Below are 25711 nucleotides of genomic sequence, written 5' to 3' on the forward strand. Positions count from 1 at the left end.
GTATGAAAAACTGTATCGCTGTTTTGTGTTGCCTGAGCGGCCTGATGGCCTGCGACAGTCTGAAGCAGGAAGTGAACCCGGCACTGATCAATGCCGAAGCCGAGAAGATCGTCGTAGCCTGCTTCATTGCTCCGCAGGATACGGTATTGACGGCGGAAGTGTCTCTGTCGAAACCGGTTCTGGGCGAAAATACCGGCTACGACAAGCGGGTGAACAACGCCACCATTACCCTTTCGGATGGCGTTCGCTCGATTGTTTTTGATCGCCGTGACGGACAATACCAGGGGCAATATTATTACGGGGCCGATCCGAAGAAGTTCCCGATTGTCGCTGGCCAACGCTATACGCTGACCGTCCAAATCCCCGACGGGCGGAAAGTTGAAGCGGTTTGCACGGTTCCAAAGGCGGTTGTTCCCCGCGCAGTAGTACTGGATTCGATCCCAACGTTCGAGAATGGCTTTTCCGGTAAAGACTATTTTGTGCGCTTAAAGTGGCAGGATCCGGCGGGTGAAGAAAATTTTTACCGGGTTGCCGGTGTATACAATTATTTGCCGCTCCAGTCAACTTATCCGAACGCGCCAACGCCCAACTGGGTCCGCAATTTAATCGATTACCGGCCTAATGGCGATGACCGTGACCTGGTTGACGACCGGCAGCGCGACGGTGAAATCCTGAACTCACCGCGTGGTTTTTTGCGGTTCTATGGATTTAGCCAGCAAACGCTGTTTGAACGCGTTCAACGTCTCAATTGCGTCATCGATCTGCTCCACGTCGATGCCAATTATTATCAGTATCAGGAGGCTGTTCTACGCCAGACGCAAACCGGTGACAACCCTTTCGCCGAACCCGTTCTGGTTCCCACCAACATCCAGGGCGGTCTGGGCTGCTTTGGTGCCTACAACCGCTCGACGATTACGGCTGTCTTAAAATAAGCACGACCACGCATCCAAAACCAGCCCGTTTTCGTACACAGCAATACGAGATACGGTCATCGAAATTGTCCGATAAATCGTATCTTGGGTAACCGATTCATCATCAACGCGCTGCCGGATGAAACGCCTGCTGATCGTGCTGTGCCTGCTGGTTTCCGGCTTCAGCAGTCCGGGCCAGGATCGGCATGCCATCAGCGGAACGGTTTCTGAAGCAGGTCGCGGCAATCCGCTGGCTGGTGTCAACGTTTATACGTCCGACAAAACCGCCGGTACAACAACCGATCTGAACGGTTTTTTCACCCTGACCCTTCCGGGTAACGACAGTCTGACACTAGTTTTTTCTTTCGTGGGTTATCAAACGGTGACGAAAACCGTCTCGCTCCGAAGTCCGCAGCCGCTCGTGGTTTTTCTACCGGTTGGGCAAACATTGCGCGAATTGACAGTGCTTTCATCAGCGAGTCAGCCGGTCATCAGCCGCATTCCGCAAATGAGTCAGCTTAGCATTTCGGGTCGTCAAATCGAAAAAATACCGGCATTACTGGGTGAAAAAGACATTTTACGGGTTCTACAACTCCTGCCGGGCGTGCAGAAAGGCTCCGAAGGCACGACCGGAATTTACGTGCGCGGGGGCGGCCCCGACCAGAATCTGATTCTCCTCGACGATGCGGTGCTCTACAATTCCGGCCATTTGCTGGGCTTTTTCTCGGCCTTCAACGGCAGCGTTGTCCGGAACGTCGAACTGACCAAAGGCGGTTTTCCGGCGCGGTATGGCGGGCGGCTTTCCTCCGTCATCGAAGTGACGACGAAAGAGGGCAATCCGGAAAAACACGCCGGGGAGGCCAGTCTGGGGCTGGTGGCATCGCGCCTGCTGCTGGAAGGCCCGCTCGGCAAAAAACAGTCGGCGAAGCACCCTGCTACCTTTCTGGTGGCGGGTCGCCGGACCTACATCGATCTCGTCACCCGCCCGTTTGCCGCTTCCTCCCCATCGGGATCGCCCCGGAACACCACCTATTTTTACGATCTGAATGCCCGATTGAACTACAGAATGAGTCGGAAAAACCAGTTGTTTCTGAGCGGTTACTGGGGCCGGGATGCGTTTTCCAACCGCCAGCAGTCTGGCAATAGCCCGTTGCAGGGAAGCCTTACCTGGCGTAATGCAACGGGAACACTCCGCTGGAATCATGTAGCTTCCGAACGCTGGCGGGCCAATCTTTCGCTCATTTACAATCAATACCGCTTGATGGTTGCCAATGAAAGTGGCAGTCGCGATACGTCGGCTTTGCAGTATTCGCTCCGGTATCGCTCCGGGATTCGGGATCTGTCGCTGAAATACGCCGTCGAATACTTTCCGGAAAACCACCAGCTTCGGTTTGGATTTCAAAGCACGCATCACCGGTTTGCGCCCGGAGCCGTGGTAACAACCGGCGATGTCGACCCGGCCACGCCCCGGCTTTTTATCGACGTGCTGGAATCCGGGCTGTATGCTGAAGATACCTGGAAACCGGCTTCCCGCTGGAACCTGAATGCCGGTTTCCGGCTCAGCCATTTCCTGCTACTCCAAACGGGTTCGGTTGGCGGGAAGTCGGTTGAGCGGCCCGAAATTCCCGGACCGCGAAGTGGAGGTCGGCCGGTTCAGTATTTTCGCCCCGAACCCCGGCTGTCGATGGCCTACCAGATCGATAGCACCACCTCGCTGAAAGTATCGTACGCGCTGATGACGCAGTATACGCACCTGTTGTCTAACAACGGTGCCGGTTTGCCCGCCGACCTCTGGATTCCGACTACCGACCGGATTCGTCCGCAACAAGCCCAACAGATTGCCGTCGGTTTAGCAAAAGATTTTATTCACCCCGAAAAACCCACCCGGAACCTGACGCTGACGCTCGAAGGCTATTATAAACGCCTGAAAAACAGCATCAGCTACACCGAAGGCGCGAGTTTTCTGACCACCGAACCCGCGCCGACCGCCGAGGCAAAACCCTGGGAAAGCAACATTACGGCGGGCCGGGGATGGGCCTACGGGGGCGAAATTCTTTTGCAGAAAAAAACCGGGCGGTTTTCCGGCTGGGCGGGCTACACGCTTTCCTGGACGTGGTGGCAGTTTCCGGCCCTGAACGGGGGCGTGAAATTCCACCCGCGCTACGACCGTCGCCACGATGCTTCGCTGGTGGGTCTCTACGAAATCAAACCCGGCCTTACGCTCTCGGGCACCTGGGTCTACGGAACCGGACAGGCGCTGACGTTGCCCATTTCCCGGTTTTCAGGCTATGAAAACCGCCCGACGTCTGCGGTGAATTCCGGCAATCCGCAGCAGCAACTGTTCGGAACGGCGCCCAATGTCAAGGAATACGGCCCGCGAAACGGTTTTCGGGCGGAGGCTTATCACCGGCTGGACATCGGTTGCCGGTTTTATAAACAGCGAAAACGCTACGCCCGAACCTGGGAAGTCGGCATCTACAACCTGTACAACCGCCGGAATCCCTTTTACTACTCGCTGGAAGGTAAGGACCAGGGCGTGGGCAAACATTCCAAAAGCGTGCTTTATAAATATTCACTTTTTCCGGCAGTTCCGTCGGTCAGTTATACGGTTTCATTCTGAAGACAGAAGCATGAAAAAGTTTGGATGGCTTATCGGTATTTTGGGGCTGGCTTCCTGCCAGAATCTACGGCAGGAGGTGCAACCGCAGCAACTGGCGGACCAGCCGGTCAAACTGCTGGTGGCCTGTTTCATTTCGCCCCAGGACACGGTGCTGGCGGCCAAAGTGGCCCGTTCCCGCCCGATTCTGGACGATGAAACGGTGATTAATCTGGAGATTACCAACGCAACCGTAACGCTGCAAACCGGCTCCCGCAGCATCGTTCTGACCTATCATTCCCGGCTCCGCTATTACCGGGCTTCTCCGAACCAGTTCCCGATTCGGGCCGGAGAAACCTATCAGTTACGGGTGCAAACGCCGGATGGGCAATCGGTGGAAGCCCGCACCAAGGTTCCGGAAGCGGTTTTGTTGCAGCAAGTTCGGCTGGATTCGGAAGTGGTTCTGGAAAATAATCAGGTGCGAAAACGGTTTTTTGCGCGGTATGTCTGGTCCGACCGCTCCGGCCAAACCGAGTATTACCAAACGGCGGGAATCGTCGCCTACCGCTGTTCCGGTTGTTCGCCTGACAAGACGATTCGAGAACCGGTTCAGTTTGTTGGGGAGCAGGGGTTGTATACCGATCGGGAAAGCAAGGGCGGGCAGATGGTTTCCGATCCCGGCTACCTGGGCGTTTCCATTCCGTCCAATCAGCCTTTTTTTCCGACGCTGTTCAGCAAACCGTTTGTTCTAACGGCCGATTTACGGCATGTCAATGAGGATTATTACCACTATCATCAGGCGTTGGGGCAACAACTTCAAATTGAAAGCAATCCGTTTGCCGAACCCGTACCGATTCCGTCCAATATTCAGGGAGGGTTGGGTTGCTTTGGTGCTTACGATCGCTCGACCCTGACGGTTAGGCTGGAGTAAAAAACCCCGAACAAGACCTGTCAGGTTTCTAAAACCTGACAGGTCTTGTTCGGGGTTTTTTACTTACTTTTAATATCGCAGCGTTACGCGCTTTGCTCATTGCTGTTCATCACTTCCGTCTGCTTCCGGATCGACTCCATGTGGATAATCTTGAAGATTTCTTCCACCAATTCCGGATACAAGCCCATTTTCTGGCCCTGTTTTGCGCGCGTTTCGTGTACTTCCTTCCAACGATCGGGCTGGAAGACGGTTACGTTGTTTTCGCGTTTGTATTCGGCCAGTTTCTCGACAAGGGCCATACGGGCTGCCAGCATCTCGACCAGTTGCCGATCCACGTTATCAATTTTGCTCCGGATTTGCTCCATCGCCCCCTGGAACTCGATGTTCTGCGAATCCACTTTGCGGATGTGCAGGTGCTCCAGCATTTGGCCGAAAGCCGCCGGCGTCAGTTGCTGGGCCGCGTCGCTCCAGGCATTGTCCGGATCGATGTGCGACTCGACGATCAGACCGTCGTAGTTCAAATCCATCTGCATCTGTGCCAGTTCCTGCAAATACGCGCGCTTACCGGCCATGTGGCTCGGGTCGCCAATGATGGGCAGGTTCGGGAACATTGATTTCAGTTCGATCGCGATTTGCCACAGCGGAATGTTGCGGTATTTCGAAGCCTCACCGGTAGAGAAGCCGCGGTGAATAGCGCCCAGTTTGGTGATCCCTGCTCCGGCAATCCGTTCGAAGGCTCCAATCCACAGCGCCAGATCCGGGTTAATTGGATTTTTCACCAAAACCGGAACATCGACACCCCGCAGGGCATCTGCAATTTCCTGTACATTAAAAGGGTTTACCGTCGTGCGGGCACCAACCCACAGGATGTCAACGCCGTATTTCAACGCCAGTTCGATGTGCTCGGGGGTGGCGACTTCCACCGCAAACGGCAACCCGGTTTCGGCTTTGGCGCGCTGAATCCACGGCAAAGCCGCTTCTCCCATGCCTTCAAAGCTGCCAGGGCGTGTGCGGGGCTTCCATACACCGGCACGAATGACATGAACCGCACCCAATTGAGCCAACTGGCGGGCGGTTTCAACTAATTGCTCTTCGGTTTCGGCGCTGCACGGCCCCGATATAATGAGCGGTTTTCCGTTCGTCTCTATCCAGCTATTCAGCGGCAGGACTTCTAAACTTGGCTTCATACTCGTACTCAATCGTTTAATACTCCTATTACTCTACCGGGAACTTTTTATTAAAAAATTTTAGTATATTAGCTGTAGATACAGGCGTTTTCAGTTAACTTTACATCCCTTTTGCGCTGACAACAAAATGATGTTAAAACAAGTTTACAGGTCAGTGTTAGGAATACCGAAAACAAGTTTTAACTTTCGGATCACAAGTTGGTGCATCAGACAGTGATTATGTCAAACCGAAGTTCTTCTTCTATGCCAACGATCGTTCAACGGGCCACAACCACCAAGTCCGTCTCGTTTGAAGACACATCGATTGCCTTCTCTTCCCAATCCAACGGGAAACTTCGTAAAACGTATTGGTTATTTGCGTTGATGAATCAAGGTTGGCTGGTAAATTTAGGCACTTTTTTTATCAAACTGGCATTCAAACTTCAACTTCCCGTAAAAAAACTCATCAAGAGTACGATTTTCGAGCAGTTCTGTGGGGGCGAAACCATCCGCGATTGTGAAAAAACCATCCAAAAACTGCACAGCGGGCGCGTTGGCACCATTTTGGATTATTCCGTTGAAGGAGAAGACAACGAAGCCTCTTTCGACGAAACGGTTCTGGAAATTCTGCGAACCATCGAGCGTGCCAGTGAATCGAACGACATTCCATTCTGCGTTTTCAAGGTTACCGGCATCGGCTCGGCCGACCTGCTGGAAAAAGCCCAGTCCGGAACAGAATTGAGTGACGAGGAAAAGGATGCCTACGAACGAGTTCGACAGCGGGTCGATGTCCTCTGTAAAAGAGCCAGCGAGCGCAGCGTCCGGATTTTCATCGACGCCGAAGAAAGCTGGATTCAGGATACCATCGACAAGCTGGCCTACGAAATGATGGATCGGTATAACCATCAGCAATGTATTGTTTACAATACCTACCAGTTGTATCGCTCCGACAGTTTCGAGAATCTGAAAAAAAGCACGCAAACGGCCCGTTCCAGAGGCTACTTTCTGGGAGCCAAGCTGGTACGGGGTGCCTACATTGAAAAGGAACGCATTCAGGCCCACGAAGGAGAATACCTCGACCCGATTCACCACACGAAAGCCGAAACCGACCGCGATTTTAACCAGTCTGTCGAGTTTTGCCTCGATAACCGCGATACGGTGTCGATTTGCCTGGGAACTCACAATGAATACAGTTGCCATTACTGCATCAACCGGATGCAGGAACTCCGGATTGCACCCAACGACACGCACATCTGGTTTGCCCAGTTGCTGGGAATGAGCGACAACATTTCGTACAATCTGGCATATGCCGGCTACAACGTGGCCAAATACGTTCCCTACGGCCCCGTTGAAGCCGTAATGCCCTACTTATTTCGCCGGGCCGCCGAAAACAAGTCGATTGCCGGACAAAGCAGCCGTGAGTACCTCCTCGTGAAGAATGAGTTGAAACGTCGGAAAAGCTGTCAAAAATAAGTAGATAGACCGATTTTAGGAGCTTTACACTCCAAAACCGTCACCCGGCTGGCCGCTGACCAAGTCTGACCAACCGGGTGATTTTATATACTCAGACAAAAGAAGAAAGAGGGTAGACATGAGTTAAATAGCTAAGAAGTAATGAGATACTCTTATTTCTTTTCTCTCTTGTCTACCTGTATTCTATTATTATAAATCATGGTAAAGAAAAGTCCGCTTAAGTTTTTTTTATTAAGTCTGTTGCTGATCGCGATCGATCAGTCTTCCAAACTCCTGGTGCATTTCAATATGGAACCGGGGTTTGCGGGGCAAATCCGGTTGGTGGGTGACTGGCTTAAACTGCATTACGTTCTGAATCCAGGCATGGCTTTTGGCATGCAGTTGGGCCACGAATACGGTAAGTTGCTGCTGAGTCTGTTCCGGTTGGTGGCAATGGCCGGCATTGGCTGGTATCTGGTGCATCTGGCGCATCGGGGCGCTCCCAACGGGCTGTTGTGGGCTATGGCAATGATTCTGGCCGGTGCCGTGGGCAATGTCATCGACAGCACGTTCTACGGCGTTTTTCTCGATAATGCACCCTACGGTTCCACCACACCCTGGTTTCACGGGCAGGTCATCGACATGGTTTTTGTGGATGTCTGGGAAGGCTTTCTGCCCGAATGGATACCGCTCTGGGGCGGTCAGTACTATTCGACGCCCATCTTCAACATTGCGGATTCCTGCATTTTCGTCGGCGTCTGTATCATCCTGTTTTTTCAACGCCGGTTTTTCCGGGAGCAGCACGAAGAAGATGGCCTGTTGCCCGACGATCTGTCGCCCGATACGGCATCGGTGCTTCCTGCCAGCGAGTTTGACGAAACGACGCCCACCGATTCCGATGCAACGGAAAAAGATCCCGATCCGGTTTCAACCGACGATCCGCAACGTCCCCGAAACTCGCCGGAAGACAGCCCCCACGGACTGTAGAGCGGGGCTGGGACATTCTCTATTGGCGGCTGCTGGTTTGTTTCTCTTCCAGAGGGGTAAAATCCTTGAACATCTGCTTCAGGGCTTTGTCGCTTGCTTCCGACTTGCTTCTCCAGGCAGCATCCAACTCCAGGGCAACCAACCCCGAAAGGCTCAGGGCCGCGCGAAAATCGTCCAGTTTCCGCACAAAATCCTGATTCCGGCGTGTGGCCTTCAACGCAAACTCCCGCGCAAAGACATCGCCTTTATTCTGTAGTTCACTCTTTTTGCTCATCACGTAATTAAAGCGGTCGAGCAGGTCTTTCATCGATTTTCCAATTACTTCCGTAGCCTCCAGCGTTCCCATCGTCAAAACCGCCGTTCCGCCCACCGCCGATACATAGCGCAAATTGGTTTGAACCGTTGTGCTTTTGTTGTTGGCAATCACGGCGGGAGTAACGCCCGTTACGGCCCCCAGCGAGGCATTGGCGACCGAGCGGTTGCGCTTCCCTTTTTTGGCCCGGCGGTAGCTTTTTTTCAGTTCTTCTTCTTTCTCGCCCAACTGCTCCAGTAAATTCCAGGCCGTCACCAAAGCCTGACGGTATTGCGCGTAATAATAACGGTCTTTTTCATCTTCGTTAACCGCGTTATAGATCGTAAAATTGATTTTACGCTCCGCCCGGTTCTGGCCTTTATCCAGGGCAAAAAACACGATCTGAAACGCCAGTGAATCAAACGGATCCTTGACAAAATCATAACCAGGTTTCCAGATAAACTCGTAGTTGGTCTCCGTATTTTTCCGGAGCGCACTTTTCGGCACATCCTGGCTTTCCGACAGAAAATCGAAGGTTGTAATGTCGTCGTCGCCGTTGGGATCACCCAAATAAAACTTCAGGTTGACCGTGGCATTTTCTTTGATCTTTACCCGGGGTTCTTCCGGGATCAGGGTAATTTCCGGCGGCACATCCATCTGGGTCACTTCCACCTTCAACCGCCCTTTCGTCCGGGATTTGGCAGGTTGATCTTCGACCCAGAACTCAATGTATTGTCCCTTGCTAGCCCTCAAATGGTTGAACTGATTGAGAGATAACTGCCACGTGAACTCGCCCTGCGCCGTCAGTTTCGAACTCTCCGGCATCTGGTCGGCAATGGGAATAAAAACGACAGGATCATTATCTTCATCGCGAACGGCAGCCGCATCGATTTTATAAACATTCTGCGTTTTGTTGCGAACATAAAAAGGCCGCAAATCGCCAATAATCGGTGGCCGGTTGACGTGCTGTACTTTGATATCGACCGATTGGGTGGCGGTTTCGCCCTGCTTATTGCGAATTTCGAAAATCAGCGGAATGCTTTTGGTTGTATTGATCCGGTCGGCAAGGTCGAAACCCGGTGTCCACCGGAAGTGGCCCGTCGAGTCCAGCGTCATTCCTTCCATCTGTCCCTGCTTGATAGCATAGGTCACCGAATCGGTCTTGCTGCCCCCGGCTCTGATCAGAACATCGATGGTTTGGCCTTCTGCAACGACATTCCAGTTCGCGTTTTGCCGGTCCAACTGATGAGGTAGGATTATTTGAAGAGGTTTAGCTTCCTGCGCTAAAGCGGTCAGTCTGGTTAAGATTACGAATAAAGTAACTATACTCCCTATTTTTTGAAACATGAGGAATCGTCACCGATGGTTTGTAAGTGTAACGTAAAAATAATAGATAGATTTCATGGAAACCGTAAACACAACGTATAATTGATGGAACGATTGTCAACCCACCTCTCCTTTTGTACTAATTTAAGAAAAAGTTGACACAGTAATTCGTTTCATTTAAGGTTCACGGATGGCTGATAAACAAAAAGCCGCCCATTGCTGGACGGCTTCCGTTCTCTTGATCGTACCGGTTAGTTTTTCTTCGGAGCGGGAGTCGTCGGTTTCGCCGTCGTTGGAGTGGCTGCCGGCTGAGCCGCGGCCTGTTTCGACGGAAGAGCAACCCCCATCTTTTTAAACACCAATTCCGTCACATCGTTTTCCTCGGGGGCATAAAGCAGTACCGGAATCGTACCGGAACCTGCATCGAGGTTGAAGATGAACGTAAAACCGCTCTCTTTGGCAACCGCGTCGATGTTCTTCTGGATTTTCTGCATCACCGGGTTGACCAACTGGTTGTATTTCGTCTGCAACTGGGTCGACGAGTTCGCCTGGAACTCCTGAATCCGCTGCTGTAGTCCCTGCAATTCCTTTTCTTTATCCGCTTTGATCAAATCAGACATCTGGGCCTGACCCTTTTCGTAAGCAGCCAGTTTGTCCTGAAATTCTTTGGACATTTCCTGGTAGTTCTTCTCCAACTGCGTACGCTGAATGGTAATCTGGTTCTGAATATCTTTGCTTTCCGGCATATTTTGCAGGATGTATTCCATATTCGTATAACCAATCTTCACAGAAGCCGTCGGGGCCGCTGTCGTGGCCGGTTGTTGCGCCTGTGCCCACACCTGGCTACCTCCTAATAGCAGAGTTACTGCCAGTGCAATGAGTTTGTTTTTCATTTCTACCTCGTTATTTTGGTTGTTTTGTAGGTTTACTGGTATTAGATTTAGAATTACCGGCCGGGTTTAATTCCTTCTCCGGCGGATTGGTACTCACGGGTTCGGACGCTGCGGCCGTTTTGGCTTTCTGATCGGCCGTCAACCCCAGCTCTTCCATGACGTAGTCGGTATAATCGTGCTTCGGATTGGTAAAAAGCAGGACAACGCCTTCGCTGGCTTTATCGAGCACCATGTCCAACCGTTTCTGAGCCGCCACTTTATCTATGGCCCGGATCACGGTTTCGGTCACGGGTTTCATCAGGTCTTTCTTTTTCTCAAACAACAAGCCCTCGTACCCAAACACTTTATTGTTATATTCCCGTGCTTCGCGCTCTTTATCACTAATGATCCGCAACCGATCCCGCTTCATGTCTTCCGTCAGCAGGATTTCTTCGGCCTGGTAGGTCTTTTGCAATTTATCGATCTCCGAATATTTATCCTGAATATCCTTCGACCATTTCTCGGCAAATTTGTCGATCTCTGTCAGCGCTTTCTGATAAGCTGGCATCTTACTCGTAATAAACTCCGAGTCAACATACCCAATTTTTTGCGCCTGCACGGACCCAAAAGCCGAAAAGGAGAGCAAAGTTACAAAAATAAGTCCTTTTTTCATGACATTTTTTGAAACAAAACCAGTGTGCTTCGACATTATTTTATTCTGCATGAACCCATTACAGCCAACGAGTCACCTGTTTTGCATCTCCTAATAACGTCTCAAAGCCCGATTTCTTATCTGATCTGCTGCCCGATTGTAAAGTGGAATTGACCGCCCGGCCCGACGCGGGTCGGTGATCCCGGCATCCGGTCGAAACCGTAACCGTAGTCAATTCCGATCAACCCGAAGGCAGGCATGAAGATCCGTGCCCCTGCGCCCACTGAGCGTTTCAGGTCAAACGGATTGTAGCTTTTAAAGCTTCCCCAGTTGTTCCCTGCTTCCAGAAAGGTCAGAACGAAAATCGTTGCCGATGGGTTCAGCGAGACCGGATACCGGAGTTCCATCACGTACTTGCTGAAAGCCAAACCGCCCTGCGACCGTTCCAACGGGGTGGGCGAAACACCGTTCAGACCCGTATACACATCCCGGTCGTTGTAGCCGCGCAACCCGATGATGTCCTGAGCGAGGGCAAACTGACCCGTACCGGCCAGACCCGAACCACCCAACACAAACCGCTCAAAAGGACTGAAAACCGTCCGGCTGTTATACCGACCCAGGAAGCCCATGTGGGCGCGGGCGTTCAGAACCAGTTTGCCGGTTACGGTGGCAAACCAACTGGCATCGAACATCCACTTGTGGTATTCAACCCACTTGTAGCGGTCTTTCACGTCCACATTCGCATTCGTCGTTTTGTTCGAGAATGCCGAGTAAGGCGGGGTGAACGTGGCCAGCAGGGAGATCGACGAACCTGACCGGGGGAACTGTGGATTATCAATGCTGTTCCGGGCCAGGGTGCTGTTGAACGTGATGCTATTGGAAGTACCGTCGCGCAGACCGATGCCAAAAATATCGTAGTTGTTCAATTCATACCGCTGGTAGGTCAGCGAATTGCTCAACTGGAAAAAGTCATCCGGGAAACGCAGCCGCCGACCCAGGCCGAGGGAGATCATCGTGTTTCCGTAAGACCCCAGGAAGTTTTTACCGTATGCACTCGGATTGGTATACAACTGGTTGTAATCCGAAATCCGGTAGACCGTCCGCGACAAACTGACCGAAAACGAGTTAGGCCGTTTTCCACCCAGCCACGGTTCGGTAAACGTCAGGGAGTAGGTCTGAAACTGCCGTCCGTTGGCCTGAAAACGCAGGGCCAGTTTCTGCCCGTCACCCGCCGGCAACGGCCGCCAGGCTTTCATGTTGGTGATGTTGCGCGCCGAGAAGTTGTTGAACACCAAACCCAGCGTTCCGACAAACCCAACGTAACCACCCCAGCCACCGGATAATTCAATCTGGTCACTCGGTTTTTCTTCGACCGTATATTCAATGTCTACCGTACCGTCGGGCTGCGGAACCGGGTTGATACCAATCTTTTCCGGATCGAAATACCCCAGTGTCGACAATTCGCGCTGTGTCCGGATGATGTCGGTTTTACTGAACTTCTGGCCGGGCAGTGTCCGGATTTCCCGCAACACCACGTGGTCACTGGTCTTGGTGTTTCCGTTCAGGATAATCCGGTTGATGGTGGCCTGTTTGCCTTCAAAAATCCGGAATTCAATGTCGAGCGAATCGCCTTCCACGCTTTTGATCACGTCTTCGGCGTTGAAATACAAGTACCCGCGGTCCATGTAAGCCGAACTCAGGTCACTGCCGGGGATCCCGTTTTTCTTTTTCTCAATGTCTTCTTTGCTGTAGACATCGCCTTTTTTCAGCCCCAGAACCTGTGTCAACTGTTCGTCGGTATACAGGTAATTGCCTTCCCAGCTAATGGTGCGGACGTAATATTTCTGCCCCTCGTCAATGTTCATGATGATATTGACGGTCCGGTCGTCGTGGGCGTAGACCGAGTCGAAGGTGACGGCGGCATCCCGGTAGCCCTCTTTGTTATAAAACTCGACAATCTTCTGCTTGTCCTCTTCGAATTTCTTCGGAACAAACTTGGAAGGCGTAAACAGGCGGCCAAACCGCATCTGCTTGGTACCTTTCATTTTCATCCGGATTTTCGACTCGTCCACCAGTTCCCGGCCGCGAATCTCGATGTTGTTAATCTTGACCTTGCTTCCCTTGTCGATCGACACGCGCATGGTGGCCTGGTTGCGGGTGCTGTCGGTTGGCACCGACAGGATTTTCACCTTCGTGTTCAGGTAGCCTTTCTCAACGAAATACTTCTTGACACTCAGTTGCGTATTTTTAATTAACGTATTGGAAATCAGACGACCCAGATTCAGTTTTATCTTGTCTTTGAGCGCGTCCTGCTCTGATTTTTTAATCCCGACGAAGGTTACCTTGTACAGACGGGGTTGCTCTTTGATCGATACATTGAGGGTTACCTGCGAACCGTCGACTTTGGTGGCCAGGATCTCGACATCTTCGAGCAGTCCCTGTCCCATCAGGCGTTTGATGGCTCCGTTGATGGCTTCGCCCGGAATCCGGATTTTATCGCCGACTTTCAAACCCGTCAGCGAGAGCAGGGAGTTGGGATCGAGGTATTTGTTTCCGGTTACGGTCAGTCCTTCAATTTCGTACTCTTTCGGATCGGCGTAGTTCAGATCGATGAGGGAAGGCGTTGAGGAAACTGGCGACTGGCCCGTCGTAATGCGTCCGCCCCCGAATCCCGGCCGAACCTGCGCCTGCGCCGACAGCGCGATGAACAGCGTCAGCGAGACCACACCCGCCAAAAATCTTTTCCTGCTCAAAAATACCAAGGTGGTAGGAGTTCCTTTCATACGTCACTTTACGAGTTGTTCACTGGTTTTTCCAAAACGCCGTTCACGGTTCTGATAGGTCAGAATCGCTTCCCACAAATGTGGTTTACGGAAATCGGGCCACAACACGTCATTAATAATATAGAGTTCTGCGTAAGCCAATTGCCAGAGCATAAAATTGCTGATGCGGTGATCGCCACCCGTCCGGATCATCAGATCGACCTCATCGATGCCTTCGGTTGCCAGCGCACCGGCAAACACGTCTTCATTGATCTGGTCGGGCGTCAGGGTCCCGTCCTGTACCTGTCGGGCCAGCTTCTTGGTGGCCTCCAGAATATCCCATTTTCCGCTGTAACTCAACGCGAGATTCAAATTCAGGCCGTCGTTATTCTCCGTCAACCGCATGGCTTCGGTCAGTTCCGACCGGCAATCCTTGGGCAACGTACTGATGCTGCCAATGGCCGTTAACCGAACGTTGTTTTCCATCAAGGTTGGCACTTCGCCCCGGATGGTGTGCACCAGCAGGTGCATCAGCGCATCGATTTCCATCTTCGGACGGCTCCAGTTTTCGGTGGAAAAGGTATAGAGTGTCAGGTACTTCACGCCCAATTCTGCACATCCTTCGGTTACTTCCCTGACGGCTTTGATTGCATTTCGATGGCCGAACACCCGTGCAGCTCCCTGCTTTTTGGCCCAGCGTCCATTTCCGTCCATGATAACGGCGATGTGTCGGGGCAGATTGCTCAGGTCAATGAGTTCTTTCATTCAGCCGGATTCGTTTTAACAAACTTTAACATAAAGACGGCCCGACGAGGTGGGCCGATCAAAATCAGGCTGCAAGTTACTAAAAAGCCTACGGTTTTAAAAGGCATGAGGGAGCGAAGGAACGAGGGAGTGATTTATATTTTCACGCCGTCGATCTTTCACTCCCTCATGCCTTTAGGCCTTCCTGCGGATAAAGTCGGACCAGGCAATGCCGCAACGGGGATCAGGCGTCACTTTTTTTGCCAAGCAAGCCTAAAAAACCCTGAAACCGCTCCCGGTAAGCAGCTCCCAACGGGATTTGGTGGCTTCCAACGGAGATACTTCGGTAGGAATAACTGGTGATTTTGGACAGGTTCACAATGTAGGATTTGTGAACCCGCAGGAATTGTTGCCGGGGAAGGACGTTTTCAAGGTTGGAGATGGTGTCGTTGACGGCAACGACCTTCTGCTGTCCGGCAATTTTACAGTAAATCCCGTAAGCCTGCACATAGTCGATGTCCGCATAATCGAACCGTTGAAAAGTATGCCCGGTTTTCAGGAAGATGAACGGATAACGGGCCTGGTTTCCGGGCGTAAGCCGAACACTCAGCGCCCGGTTGATGGCCCGTGTAAAGCGCAGAAAAGTGAAAGGCTTGAGCACATAATCGACAATTCCCAGATCGAAACTGTCGACCGCATACTCCGCATTGGTTGAGGTCACAATAACCGGAACATGTTTTGAAAAAGAGCCGATCAAATCGAATCCGTTCAAACCAGGCCGGTGCATATCGAGACAAACCAGGCTGTATGACTTTTGACGCAGCAAGCCCAGCGCTTCAGGAACGGAATGGCACACGTCGGGTGGTAAAAAAAACGGCAGTTGGGTAATGTAGTCTCTCAACTCCGTCCCGGCCTTGGCCGAGTCATCCACAATAAGGCATTTCTGTAAATTCATAATCGTTCGTGGTGGACTAAAATTCAGGTTCTGAGAAACGCTGTCGATATCCCTGTTTAGTTGTGTTTTTACAGGAAGTGCCGTATTTCCTTCACACAAACCTTTACCGCGCGTTGAAAACCGACAGCAGGGGCCGAAATTTCCGGGGTTCCCCAAAGGGTACCAATTCAACCAATAGTGTACTAAACTGAATGATTTAGTACACAAACGTGAAAAAAAACCACACAAAACCATCACTTCGACCGGTTAGAAGCAATGGCCCGCATTCAAAAAAGGCTATCTTTAAATCCTTCTTACGGCAGGATTGCGGAAAGGATAACCACCACCGGACCGGGTGGGTCTCTCTCGTTGAATGTTGACACAAAGAACGGGCAGGAAAACATGGGAATCCTGCCAAAATACTGGGACAATCCTGCCAAAGAGACTAAAATAACGTGTTTGGAAAGGTGTTTTTTCGATACAGCAGGATGGCGAAGACAAAACTGGGGGCAAGTGGGCGAAATTGGACTTTAGGATGTTGGCGTTATCTGCGCATTGGCCTCCTGCTGACGGGCGGTTTTCCTGGGATATATCCTGCCTACGCAGATACGCCCTACATCGTCAAAGTACAGCATTACTCCGTAGCAGAAGGATTACCCAACCGGATGGTGATGACCATCGGGCAGGATCATCAGGGCTTCGCCTGGGTCGGTACCATGAATAATGCGTATCAATTCGACGGCCATACGTTTAAGGCGCTTCCACCCGAACAATCTGCCATAGAAAGCGCATTGGCCTCCGTCGTTCATGCTATTCGTACCGATTCGGAGCGGCATTTATGGTTTTTTAAGGCCTGGTCGTCCAGCGACCATGAACAGATTGAAATACTGGCTCCGGGTCAACAGAAGCCCATTTCATTTGAAGCATTTTTTCACCGAAAGCTTCCCTTCAATGCCGATGAGATGATCGAAATTGGTTCGCAGGAAAGTGCAGCCCGCCAGTCGACGGAACCTTTCCTGGTGCCCCTTCGGAACGGCGATATCTGGCGTCATGAAGGGAAAGGCCATTTTAAACGGTTGTATCACCATTCAATCTCGTCCAATAAACTCGTTTCATCGTCCGACAAACTCATTAATCTGCACGTAACGCCTACCGGAACCATATTACTGGTTTTCTCCCGGGAACCAACACGCCACCCCACCGCCGAAACGCCTTTCCTGAACGAATTAGTCGAACTCTGGCCCAACGGAACAGTGCGTCGGCGGCAAGCCATACCAAATCGGCTGTTTCCGGTGTGGGTAGACCCTCAGGGAGCGATTTACCTGAACAATGAAAAATTCTTTTCCCCCGGCAACAAGGCAAAGGACTCCCCCCATCTGACCGAACACCAGGTCGATCGCTTGCTCTATCGGCTGACCGTAGACGGCAGGCTGATCCATATGCCGATTTCTTTTCCGACCAACCCGTTTCCCAATCCCAGTCACTATAGTTTTACGGGCAAGGGCTGTAAAATGGCCTACGACTCCAGGCATCAGTTGTTCTGGATCATTGGCAAAAACGTTCTGTTCGCCTGGAGTCCCAAACACGGTATTGTCTTCGACCTGGCGGCATCGGGCTTTCCGGTCGCCAGTCTGGACGAATTCACTCAATTATTCGTTGACCGAACCGGCGCCGTTTGGATCGGCACGAACAATGGTTTTTTTTTAATGACCGTCGAACCGAATCATTTCCAACGGCATTTTTATACCGCCGACCAGGAAACCACGACACCTAACCTGAGCACCCGGGGCATTACTCAGGCTGGCGATTGGCTCTGGATCAACGCAAACTGGCCTTACTTTGGTACCAGCCAGCTACTAAACCTGAAAACCGGACAAAGTCCGCAAGTAGTTTTAGGAACCTACGGCCCCACCATCCAGGGCCATGATCGGGCGATTTGGGCCCCGGCGACCGGTAACTTTCTGGCTCGGGTCGATCCGGCAACGCTGAAAATCCAAAAATATCATCTAACAAACCCGGTAAGCATGTGCTGGGCGCTCTGGCAGGATAGCCGGCATAATTTCTGGATGGGCTTCGATGAAGGTCTCTCGTATTTTGACAACCACCGGAAACAAAACCACCCGTTCAGGCAGTATAACCAGTACCGCGAACTGGCGAAAAACCGGGTCAACGGTTTTTTCCCGGACGCTTCCGCCAACGGAATCTGGGTGGCCGCTTCGTCGGGTCTGTATCTGCTCGACACATTGCGGGGCATCACCGCCCGCTTCAGTTCCCACGATGAAGCCCCGAACTACCTCCCCTTCGACCACTTTACGTTTGTTCATCCCGACCGCACCCAACCCGGTATCTACTGGCTGGCTACCCGCGGAGGAGGGCTAATCCGGTGGGAGCGCCGAACCGGTCGCTGGCAACAATTTACGCGGGAAACCGGGCTTTCCAACAATGAACTCTATTCGATTCACGAAGACCGCCAGGGGCGGCTCTGGTTGCCCAGCAGCTACGGTTTGATGCGGTTCCAAAAGAAAACCTACCAAACTCAGGTCTTTTTGCCGCAGGATGGCATTGCGCACGAAGAGTTTAACCTGACTTCCCATTTCCAGACGCCGGACGGACAACTGTTCCTGGGTGGCCTGAACGGCGTGACGGCTTTCTGGCCCGACCGGCAAATGGCCGAAAAACCGGTCGTCGTTCCCCTCATGGTAACGGGCTATGAACAACTTAATGCCAGCACCGGCCAGCGTACGAATCATCTTGCGGATTTCAACCGGGATCGACACCTTACCATTCCTACCGAAAACCGGTCTTTCTCCCTGACTTTTGCGCTGCTCGATTACCGCTACGGCCGTCAATTTCGGTTATCCTACCGCATCGTCGGCTGGCAGAATTACTGGACGTCGCAACTCCGGCGGGATGTAGCGATCAATGGGCTGCCCCCCGGCCAATACCAACTCCAGGTGCGGGCGCAAAATCCCAATGGACAGTGGGTATCCGACACGCTCACGATTCCTGTTACGGTTTTGACCCCGTTTTATCAACAAACATGGTTCGTGATCCTGTGTCTTCTGAGCTTACTCTGGCTGATCGTTGGTATTTTCCGGTGGCGAAACAAACGGTTGATCCGGGAAACCAAACGGCTGGAAGCGGAAGTGACCCGCCGAACCGCACAAATTGAAAATGATAAGGCGCTGATTCAGCAACAGGCTACCGATCTACAGGCCAGTGCCACGCTGAAAGCCCGGTTTTTCGCCAACATTTCCCACGAATTCCGGACGCCCCTGACCCTGCTCCTGGGGCCACTGGCGTATTTATCTAAACGCACTACCGAGCCGGTTACCAGCCGGTTGCTGGCCGGAATGGACCGTAACGCCCGGCAATTGCTGGCTATGATCAACGACTTGCTCGACCTTTCCAAACTGGATGTCAACCCGGTGCAGTTGACCCAACAGCCTGCCGACCTGTCTGCGCTCATCCACCGCACAGTCGCGTCTTTTACCCCCCAGGCCGATTATACCGGTATCCAACTGATCATCGAAGGAGCAACGTCTCCCCTTTGGCTGTTCCTGGATGTGGCCAAAATGGAGACGGTTTTGAAAAACCTGCTGGCCAATGCGCTCCATTTTACCTCCGCCAACGGATCGGTTACCGTTCGGCTCCACAAACCAACGGACTGGATCCGAATGGAGGTAATCGACACCGGCAGCGGTATTCACCCGAATGACCTACCCCATATTTTCGAACGGTATTACCAATCGCAGCAGCCCAACGCTCCGCTGCGGGGAGGCACTGGAATCGGGCTGGCCCTGTCGATGGAGTATTGTAAACTCTGGGGGGGTGACTTAACGGTCGACAGCACCCTGGGGAAAGGCAGCACGTTTGCCCTAACCTGCCCCTACCAGCCGACCGCTCCGCAGGAATCGATGCCGGCACCGGAAACCAAAAGCCCGGAGCCGGTTTGGGCCGAAGCTAAAAACCACAATTTGGCCACCCGAATTTTACTGGTCGAAGACAATCCCGACATGGCGGAATATCTGGAAACGATTCTGAGTCCCTATTACCTCCTCCACGTGACGCGAAACGGCCGGGAAGCCTGGCAGTGGCTGAGTGTCCTGCCGGTGGCCGACCAGCCTAAATTGATTGTTACCGATCTGATGATGCCGGATATGGACGGGCTGGCACTGGTCAACCAGATTCGCCAGCAACCGACGGTTCGCACAATTCCGGTGCTGATGCTGACCGCCCGAACCAGCCAGGATGTCAAACTCGAAGCCCTCCGCCTGGGCGTTGCCGATTACGTCACCAAACCGTTCGACCAGGATGAGTTGATCACCCGCATCGACAATCTGCTCGAACGCTCGCAGGAACGTATCGCCTGGCAGCAACAGCTTCCGGCCGAAGCCGCCGGCTCGTCGGTTCCGATGGACGAAGAATGGCTCCTGCAGATTGAGCAACTGGTCCTGAAAAACCTGACCAACACCCAGTTTCAGGTTCACTCGATTGCCGATGCCGTTCACAGCAGCGAGCGGCAGTTATACCGGCGACTGAAGAAACTGACCGGTTTTTCGCCCAATCAGTTTATTCAGGAAATCCGGCTTCAAACCGCCCGTGAATGGCTCGAAAACCAGCAGTATGGCACGGTTAAAGAAGTGTGCTACGCTGTTGGTTTCCAGGATGCTGTCTATTTTTCGCGACTGTTTCTAAATCGCTTTGGCCGCTATCCGGCAACCTTTCTCCGAACGGCAGACGTATCGTAGCCGGGGCAATCTTATAATTCCATCAGGCTTTTCAGATTGTCATGAAAACTGCTTCCGGTTAGTAGCTGAGTGGCTTTTTTATCCCGCATGATAACCGCATATTTTCCGTTAAAATGCCGTTGAATCTCCTGAATATGGCGGGAATTCAAAAGCGTCGAGCGGCTGATGCGGGTGAACGAATCCGGCAATTTTTCCTCCAGCGTCGAAATGGTATGGTTGGTCAGAAACTGCTGTCCGTCAACGGTATGGAGGAACACGTACTTGTCTTCGGCTTCAAACCAGGCAATGTTGGCAAGCGGAATCAGCAAAATACGGTCGCCGGTTTTAACGGAAATGGAATGCAGTTCTTTCCGGGGTTTCAGCAATTCCAGCACATGCCGCAAATCCGGGCTTGCACCCGTCGGTGCCGCCTTTGACCTCCGGATGCGCTCCACGGTTTTTTCCAGACGCTCCGGTTCGATGGGTTTCAGGAGGTAGTCGATGGAGTTTTCTTCGAAGGCCCGGACGGCGTAATCGTCGTAGGCCGTAGCGAACACTACAATCGGCAGATACGGCAGTTTCGCCAGCATCTCGAAACCGTTCAGGCCCGGCATCTCGATATCCAGAAAAATGAGATCCGGTTCCAGTGCTTCCACGGCTTTCAGACCTTCCAGCCCATTCCCGGCTTCGCCCACAATCTCGAACGTATCGCCATATGCACCCAACAAGCGCCGGAGCCGGTTGATGGCCAGGGGTTCGTCGTCCACCAATAAGGTTCGGAGCGGAAATTCAGCAGCCATTCTCATGATTTAATCGCCTGATTTTCAACATACTTTGTTTTTTGAATCGCATCCGGCGGGTTGTTCAGCCGTTCTTTTTTTATCTGAACCACTACTTCTTTACGCGGTTTGTTTTCAACGATCAGACGGGCGTCGTTGCCATACAGCAGTTTCAGCTTGTCCTGAATGCTTTGCAGCCCGTAGCCAGCCACGAGTTCTTCCGGAAAAACCGGCCCGTTGTCGTGAATCCGGCAACTGAGCCACCCCTCATCTTCCGTAATCCGCAGAATGATGGCGCCCGGCCCGGCCACTTTCGAAATCCCGTGTTTGATGGCATTCTCGACCAGCGGTTGCAGCAAAAACTGCGGAATCTGAACCTCGTTCAAAGCCGGATTGAGCAGGTCGATGCGGTAGGTCAGCCGGTCGCCGAAGCGCACCTGCTCCACGTCCAAATACGTCCGAACCATCTCCAGTTCGTCGGCAATCGTGTTGAAATACCGGTTTTTCATGCCGGTCGTATACCGAAACAGTTTCGACAGCAGCACCACCATGCGTTCGGCCCGGTCGGGTTCGTCATGCACAAGACTGGCGATGGAATTCAGGGCGTTATACAAAAAATGCGGATTGATTTTGGCTTGCAGGGCTTCCAGTTCGGCCCGGGTTTTCAGTTGTTCCAGGTGCAGCAACTGGTATTCCTGTTCGGTAATTTTGCGCGTCACGTTGCGGGCCTGACTCTGGAAATAATACAACAGATTTCCCACAATGGGCGACGGCAACACGTAAAAAATGCTGACCCATTTCGGAATACCGGAGACGTTTTCAACCGAATTGCCCAGAAGTGCATACAGTATAATACTTTCGATCATCGACACCACCACAATCGTTACCGTCAGCAGCACATGGCGAACCCAGACTTTCGGAATTCGGTCTTCGATCCGCAGAAATCCCAGACTGATCACCACGACGAACAGGGCATCACACAAATTATTCGCCACGACAAACAGCGTCGGCGCATTTTCGTCGGGCTTATCAGCCGCTAGCTGGGTGGTAAAGTAAACGATGGCGCTCATACCATAGACGCCCATCACGCAGACCAATAAAGCCATTATAATGCCCGTCGGACTGCGCTGCGATAGCTGACGAATGATGCTCATGTAATCTGAAGAAAAGACGCCCCCCTTTTTTACTTACCACACTGGCTCAGCAGATACTGATTCGTTTCCATGCCCCAACTGGGGTGAATGGTCGATGCCGGTTTGAAAGTAGCAAATTTTTCGGCGGCTTGTTTCAACAATGGGCAGGCCACGGTTTTTCCCCCGCCATATTGCTCGGGTGTATAAAACAACGATTGCGCCTGAAGCGCGTAAATCCGCGGATTCTCGGCATTTTTTGTTTTGGCCTTGCCCAAAGCCGCTTCAAATTCCGGCACGTATTGCTGCCAGCGGTTTTCCGGGTCCACGGCCAGCCGGGCACTGGCCAGTTGAGCCGCCAACACCATCGTTTCGTCGTCTTCCGGCTGTTTTTGCGCGACGTTCTTATAAAAATTATTGGCCTTGTCGAGTAGCGCATCTCTTTTGGCCACATCCGTCTCTTTCATCGACAACAGCGCGTACGTATAAGCCGCCCAATAAGCCGGTAGCCATTCCGCAGCTTCGGCATTCGCGATGCGCTCGAACTGCCCGGCGGTTTGCTGCAATTCCGGGGTGGGCGTCATAAATTTCACCTTGGCAATGGCGTCTTCCATCGCTTTTGTGTACTTCTCATTTTGCGCGTGAACATTGGCCCCAATTCCAAGGGCGAGGGTCAGAAAAAGAACGGTTTTTTTCATGGTTTTATATGATTAGAAATGGTTGAAAGAGATGGTTCTTTTACCCCTAAGTCCCCTTTAGCCGGGCCGCCGGAGCGGGGATTTAGGGGCAGAATGCGAAAGTCCTATTAATTCGGATTACGAATCAGTTCAGGATCAATTGGTTTTCGGGTCAGGCTCAACACGGCTCCGGCGAAGAAAAACCGGTAGAACGGCGGCACCACGGCAAACTTCTGACTGCCATCGGGCGTGTAGCGATAGCCGTAGGTATTTTTCGTTCCGAGCACGTTTTCCACCGACGCGTAAAGGACCAGAAATTTTCGCGGCAGGATTCGGATGTAACTCATGTTCAGGCTCAGACTGCTGTAGGGACGGGTTTGGTCACCCAGAAACTGATTGCTGCCCGGGTTGAAATACGGCCGACCGCTGGCGAGCGAATACGTGGCCCCGGCATTAATGCCCAGCGCCGGGATGTATTTTTTAAAAACGAGGTTCAGCGTGTGCGTGGCCGCGAAGGTCGGCATGGCCTCGGTTGGATAGTTTCGGAAAAGCCGTTTGGTATCCAGAAACGAATACGAAACCCAGTAATCGACGTTTTTCATCGACTGCTTGTCGCGCCAGAACACGTCAAATCCCTGCGCATAGCCGAAACCGCTGTTGTTGGTTCGGTGGGTTGGAAACCGGTACGGGTTCGGGTCATAAAAACCGTTGGTGTTTTCCCGTACCAGATGTCGGTAGTCTTTGTAGAAGGTTTCGACCCGGAACGTCCGGTTGTCGCGAATTCGCTGGTAGTTCAAAATCAGGTGATTGGCCTGCTCGAACCGCAACGTCGGATTGGTCAGCAGGTAGGTCTGATCGGGCGTTTGGTAAAACTGACCGGCGGCCAGCGAGACCTGTCCGTAGGCATCGGTTTTGTAGGCCATCGACAGCCGGGGCGATACATTCGCCCGGCCAATGACCGACGTTCGCTCTCCGCGCAACCCCGCCCGAACAGCCAGTTTTCGGGTAAAAAACACTTCGGTTTCGACAAAAACCGCTGAATACCAGTCCGTCAGCGAACCACCCCAGATTCCGTAGTGGTTTTGGTAGGTATACCGATGCAGTTCGGCCCCGGTCAGCAACGAAACCTTATCGCTCAGCGAGCGTGTCAACACCACCCGCCCCTGCATCCGCTGTTCCTGCGTCCGGGCCTGAACGGTATCGATGCCCAGCCGGTCGCGGTTGTAGTTGTAGCTCAGGCCGGTTTGCAGGCCCCAGCGGCCTTCGTCCCAGGTCGTTTGAAAGGTCGTCATGGAAAGCGCATTATGGTTCCGAACCGTGAAGGATGACGCCCGGAAATCGCCCGTAAAATTCCGGAATGAGAGAGACTGGTGGCTGGCCGACACATCGGTGTAATGTTTCAACAACCCGCGTTTGCCGATGGGCTGCGTCAGAATAACCGACGTGCCGCCCGCTTCGGGTGCGTGAATCCAGTTGATGTTCTGTTTCAGGATGTTGAACAGCGGATTCAGATTGGTATAATTCACCGAAAATGTAATCCGTTCTTTTTTAAAAGCCGACAAAGTGACCCCGGCGGCATTAAGTCCCACGCTTATGCCGTCGTTGTCCTCGGCCCGGTCTTTGGTGTTCAGCGACAAAACCGACGAAAGTGCCTGACCGTACTGCGCCGAATAACCGCCCGTACTGAACGCCGTCCCTTTGAACAGAAAAGGCGAAAACCGGCTCCGCTGCGACACATCCGGCGCGCCACTCGTAAACGGATTCTGAACCACCAGACCGTCGATGATAGTGCGGGTTTCGGAAGCCGACCCGCCCCGAACGAACAAGCCGGTTTGGTCGCCGACGCGCTGCGCACCGGGCAGCAACTGCATCACCGCCGGAATGTCGGCTCCTCCGCTGGCGGTCGTCACAATGTCGAGCGGTTTCAAAACCGTCTGGCGTTTTTCGTCGCTGGCTTCAAACGCCCCCGCCGTGATGACGACGGTGTTGAGCATCGTGGCGGTTTCCTGCAATTTCGCGGTGAAGAGAATCGTGGGTTGAGTCAACTTGAGTTTTTGCTGGAACGGTTCGTAGCCGACAAAACTCACCGCAATGGTGGCCGTATCTGGCTGGCTGGTCTGGAAGCTGAACGCGCCGGTAGCATCAGTATTGACGCCGTCGTAGGAACCGGCGATGAAGACGTTGGCCCCTGCTAATCCATTCCCTTTGCGGTCGGTTATTTTACCACTGATCGTCGTTTGCGCCCCGGCGAACGATGGAAAAAGCAGGGCGCAACAGCAGAGTAGTTGTTGTTTCATGGCGGATCACTTCGAATACCGTTTCAAAGCTATCCGACCGGAACCCGGAATGGAAGCGGTTTCCGACGAAGGACAATTTAGGCGGAATAAACCGGGGGAAACGGCCGATGATTGAGGCTGACAAACTGCTTTTGTAAAAAAATTTAAGAAGTAAGCCGCATTTCTGGCCGTTCTGCCATATATTATTTCAGATTTCTAAAATTACCCCAAAAATAATTTCATTAAAAAGAGTATTGACTACCGGCTACTGCATCTTTAGCTCAAATCTGCCATATTATACGGTTTTCAGTTTACGGTATTTGGTTTATGGTGGCTGGCGCGTTAGCCACTGTAAATGGACCAACAACCCTAAAAATTTATTAACCTAACGATCCTGTGGACAAAAAATACGGAGGCCTATGAAGAAACTTCATTGCTGACTATTTAATAAAACCGGTGACGGAACAGCCATTACCGGCCAGTTGATCCCCTTC

17 protein-coding genes are annotated in these 25711 nt (G+C 52.4%); 6 read left to right on the forward strand and 11 right to left on the reverse strand.

Annotated elements, in window-relative coordinates; genetic code table 11:
• Positions 1-2: 2 nt before the first annotated feature.
• The 3 genes from ACO064_RS11995 to ACO064_RS12005 all read left to right on the forward strand — a co-directional run bounded on the left by ACO064_RS11995 (position 3) and on the right by ACO064_RS12005 (position 4438).
• Positions 3-932, forward strand: a complete 930-nt coding sequence (locus ACO064_RS11995; RefSeq protein ID WP_421827594.1) for a DUF4249 domain-containing protein — start codon at positions 3-5, stop codon at positions 930-932.
• A gap of 118 nt (positions 933-1050) precedes the next feature.
• Positions 1051-3531: a TonB-dependent receptor gene (locus ACO064_RS12000; protein WP_421827595.1), complete on the forward strand. Its 2481-nt coding sequence runs from the start codon at positions 1051-1053 to the stop codon at positions 3529-3531.
• Positions 3532-3541: 10 nt separating this feature from the next.
• Positions 3542-4438, forward strand: coding sequence for a DUF4249 domain-containing protein (locus ACO064_RS12005; RefSeq protein WP_421827596.1), 897 nt, complete (start codon positions 3542-3544; stop codon positions 4436-4438).
• Between the two features lie 83 nt (positions 4439-4521).
• Here ACO064_RS12005 and ACO064_RS12010 read toward each other — a convergent pair whose 3' ends face one another.
• Entirely contained in the window at positions 4522-5625 is a 1104-nt protein-coding gene (locus ACO064_RS12010; protein WP_138994331.1) for a chorismate mutase, read from the reverse strand.
• A 243-nt stretch (positions 5626-5868) separates the two neighbouring features.
• Between ACO064_RS12010 and ACO064_RS12015 the strand changes: the two genes are divergently transcribed.
• Together ACO064_RS12015 and ACO064_RS12020 are read left to right on the forward strand one after the other, a co-directional pair.
• Complete coding sequence (locus ACO064_RS12015) at positions 5869-7077, forward strand: proline dehydrogenase family protein (protein ID WP_421827597.1); 1209 nt, start codon at positions 5869-5871, stop codon at positions 7075-7077.
• A gap of 198 nt (positions 7078-7275) precedes the next feature.
• Positions 7276-8043 carry a lipoprotein signal peptidase gene (locus ACO064_RS12020; RefSeq protein WP_421827598.1) on the forward strand — a complete coding sequence of 256 codons (768 nt, stop codon included), beginning with the start codon at positions 7276-7278 and terminating at the stop codon, positions 8041-8043.
• A gap of 19 nt (positions 8044-8062) precedes the next feature.
• Here ACO064_RS12020 and ACO064_RS12025 read toward each other — a convergent pair whose 3' ends face one another.
• The 6 genes from ACO064_RS12025 to ACO064_RS12050 form a co-directional block, all read right to left on the reverse strand.
• Positions 8063-9682 carry a hypothetical protein gene (locus ACO064_RS12025; protein ID WP_421827599.1) on the reverse strand — a complete coding sequence of 540 codons (1620 nt, stop codon included), beginning with the start codon at positions 9680-9682 and terminating at the stop codon, positions 8063-8065.
• A 230-nt stretch (positions 9683-9912) separates the two neighbouring features.
• Complete coding sequence (locus ACO064_RS12030) at positions 9913-10554, reverse strand: OmpH family outer membrane protein (RefSeq protein ID WP_421827600.1); 642 nt, start codon at positions 10552-10554, stop codon at positions 9913-9915.
• 10 nt (positions 10555-10564) lie between these two features.
• Positions 10565-11206 carry an OmpH family outer membrane protein gene (locus tag ACO064_RS12035; protein ID WP_421827601.1) on the reverse strand — a complete coding sequence of 214 codons (642 nt, stop codon included), beginning with the start codon at positions 11204-11206 and terminating at the stop codon, positions 10565-10567.
• A 116-nt stretch (positions 11207-11322) separates the two neighbouring features.
• Positions 11323-13938 (reverse strand): outer membrane protein assembly factor BamA, encoded by a 2616-nt coding sequence (gene bamA / locus ACO064_RS12040; protein ID WP_421827602.1) that lies wholly within the window; start codon positions 13936-13938, stop codon positions 11323-11325.
• 33 nt (positions 13939-13971) lie between these two features.
• Positions 13972-14712: an isoprenyl transferase gene (locus ACO064_RS12045; protein ID WP_421827603.1), complete on the reverse strand. Its 741-nt coding sequence runs from the start codon at positions 14710-14712 to the stop codon at positions 13972-13974.
• A 223-nt stretch (positions 14713-14935) separates the two neighbouring features.
• Positions 14936-15646 (reverse strand): LytR/AlgR family response regulator transcription factor, encoded by a 711-nt coding sequence (locus ACO064_RS12050; protein ID WP_421827604.1) that lies wholly within the window; start codon positions 15644-15646, stop codon positions 14936-14938.
• Positions 15647-16113: 467 nt separating this feature from the next.
• Here ACO064_RS12050 and ACO064_RS12055 point away from each other — a divergent pair, with 467 nt between their 5' ends.
• A complete protein-coding gene (locus ACO064_RS12055; RefSeq protein ID WP_421827605.1) occupies positions 16114-20376 on the forward strand; it encodes a response regulator in 4263 nt (1420 codons plus the stop codon).
• Between the two features lie 11 nt (positions 20377-20387).
• Here ACO064_RS12055 and ACO064_RS12060 read toward each other — a convergent pair whose 3' ends face one another.
• The 4 genes from ACO064_RS12060 to ACO064_RS12075 form a co-directional block, all read right to left on the reverse strand.
• Positions 20388-21161 carry a LytR/AlgR family response regulator transcription factor gene (locus tag ACO064_RS12060; RefSeq protein ID WP_421827606.1) on the reverse strand — a complete coding sequence of 258 codons (774 nt, stop codon included), beginning with the start codon at positions 21159-21161 and terminating at the stop codon, positions 20388-20390.
• Positions 21158-22288, reverse strand: a complete 1131-nt coding sequence (locus ACO064_RS12065; protein ID WP_421827607.1) for a sensor histidine kinase — start codon at positions 22286-22288, stop codon at positions 21158-21160. Before ACO064_RS12065 ends, ACO064_RS12060 begins: the two co-directional genes overlap by 4 nt.
• A gap of 29 nt (positions 22289-22317) precedes the next feature.
• On the reverse strand, positions 22318-22962 hold the full coding sequence (locus ACO064_RS12070; protein WP_421827608.1) for a hypothetical protein: 645 nt from the start codon (positions 22960-22962) through the stop codon (positions 22318-22320).
• 107 nt (positions 22963-23069) lie between these two features.
• Positions 23070-25238 (reverse strand): TonB-dependent receptor, encoded by a 2169-nt coding sequence (locus tag ACO064_RS12075; protein WP_421827609.1) that lies wholly within the window; start codon positions 25236-25238, stop codon positions 23070-23072.
• Positions 25239-25711: the final 473 nt, after the last annotated feature.

Origin of the sequence: Larkinella sp. (assembly GCF_965227735.1) — a bacterium.
GTDB lineage: Bacteria > Bacteroidota > Bacteroidia > Cytophagales > Spirosomataceae > Larkinella.

What these genes read in the sequence shown, in the direction of transcription:
- ACO064_RS11995 (WP_421827594.1), top strand. Translation starts at nt 3, where the DNA reads ATGAAAAACTGTATCGCTGTTTTGTGTTGCCTGAGCGGCCTGATGGCC.
- ACO064_RS12000 (WP_421827595.1), top strand. Translation starts at nt 1,051, where the DNA reads ATGAAACGCCTGCTGATCGTGCTGTGCCTGCTGGTTTCCGGCTTCAGC.
- ACO064_RS12005 (WP_421827596.1), top strand. Translation starts at nt 3,542, where the DNA reads ATGAAAAAGTTTGGATGGCTTATCGGTATTTTGGGGCTGGCTTCCTGC.
- ACO064_RS12010 (WP_138994331.1), bottom strand. Translation starts at nt 5,625, where the DNA reads ATGAAGCCAAGTTTAGAAGTCCTGCCGCTGAATAGCTGGATAGAGACG.
- ACO064_RS12015 (WP_421827597.1), top strand. Translation starts at nt 5,869, where the DNA reads ATGCCAACGATCGTTCAACGGGCCACAACCACCAAGTCCGTCTCGTTT.
- ACO064_RS12020 (WP_421827598.1), top strand. Translation starts at nt 7,276, where the DNA reads ATGGTAAAGAAAAGTCCGCTTAAGTTTTTTTTATTAAGTCTGTTGCTG.
- ACO064_RS12025 (WP_421827599.1), bottom strand. Translation starts at nt 9,682, where the DNA reads ATGTTTCAAAAAATAGGGAGTATAGTTACTTTATTCGTAATCTTAACC.
- ACO064_RS12030 (WP_421827600.1), bottom strand. Translation starts at nt 10,554, where the DNA reads ATGAAAAACAAACTCATTGCACTGGCAGTAACTCTGCTATTAGGAGGT.
- ACO064_RS12035 (WP_421827601.1), bottom strand. Translation starts at nt 11,206, where the DNA reads ATGAAAAAAGGACTTATTTTTGTAACTTTGCTCTCCTTTTCGGCTTTT.
- ACO064_RS12045 (WP_421827603.1), bottom strand. Translation starts at nt 14,712, where the DNA reads ATGAAAGAACTCATTGACCTGAGCAATCTGCCCCGACACATCGCCGTT.
- ACO064_RS12050 (WP_421827604.1), bottom strand. Translation starts at nt 15,646, where the DNA reads ATGAATTTACAGAAATGCCTTATTGTGGATGACTCGGCCAAGGCCGGG.
- ACO064_RS12055 (WP_421827605.1), top strand. Translation starts at nt 16,114, where the DNA reads ATGGCGAAGACAAAACTGGGGGCAAGTGGGCGAAATTGGACTTTAGGA.
- ACO064_RS12060 (WP_421827606.1), bottom strand. Translation starts at nt 21,161, where the DNA reads ATGAGAATGGCTGCTGAATTTCCGCTCCGAACCTTATTGGTGGACGAC.
- ACO064_RS12065 (WP_421827607.1), bottom strand. Translation starts at nt 22,288, where the DNA reads ATGAGCATCATTCGTCAGCTATCGCAGCGCAGTCCGACGGGCATTATA.
- ACO064_RS12070 (WP_421827608.1), bottom strand. Translation starts at nt 22,962, where the DNA reads ATGAAAAAAACCGTTCTTTTTCTGACCCTCGCCCTTGGAATTGGGGCC.
- ACO064_RS12075 (WP_421827609.1), bottom strand. Translation starts at nt 25,238, where the DNA reads ATGAAACAACAACTACTCTGCTGTTGCGCCCTGCTTTTTCCATCGTTC.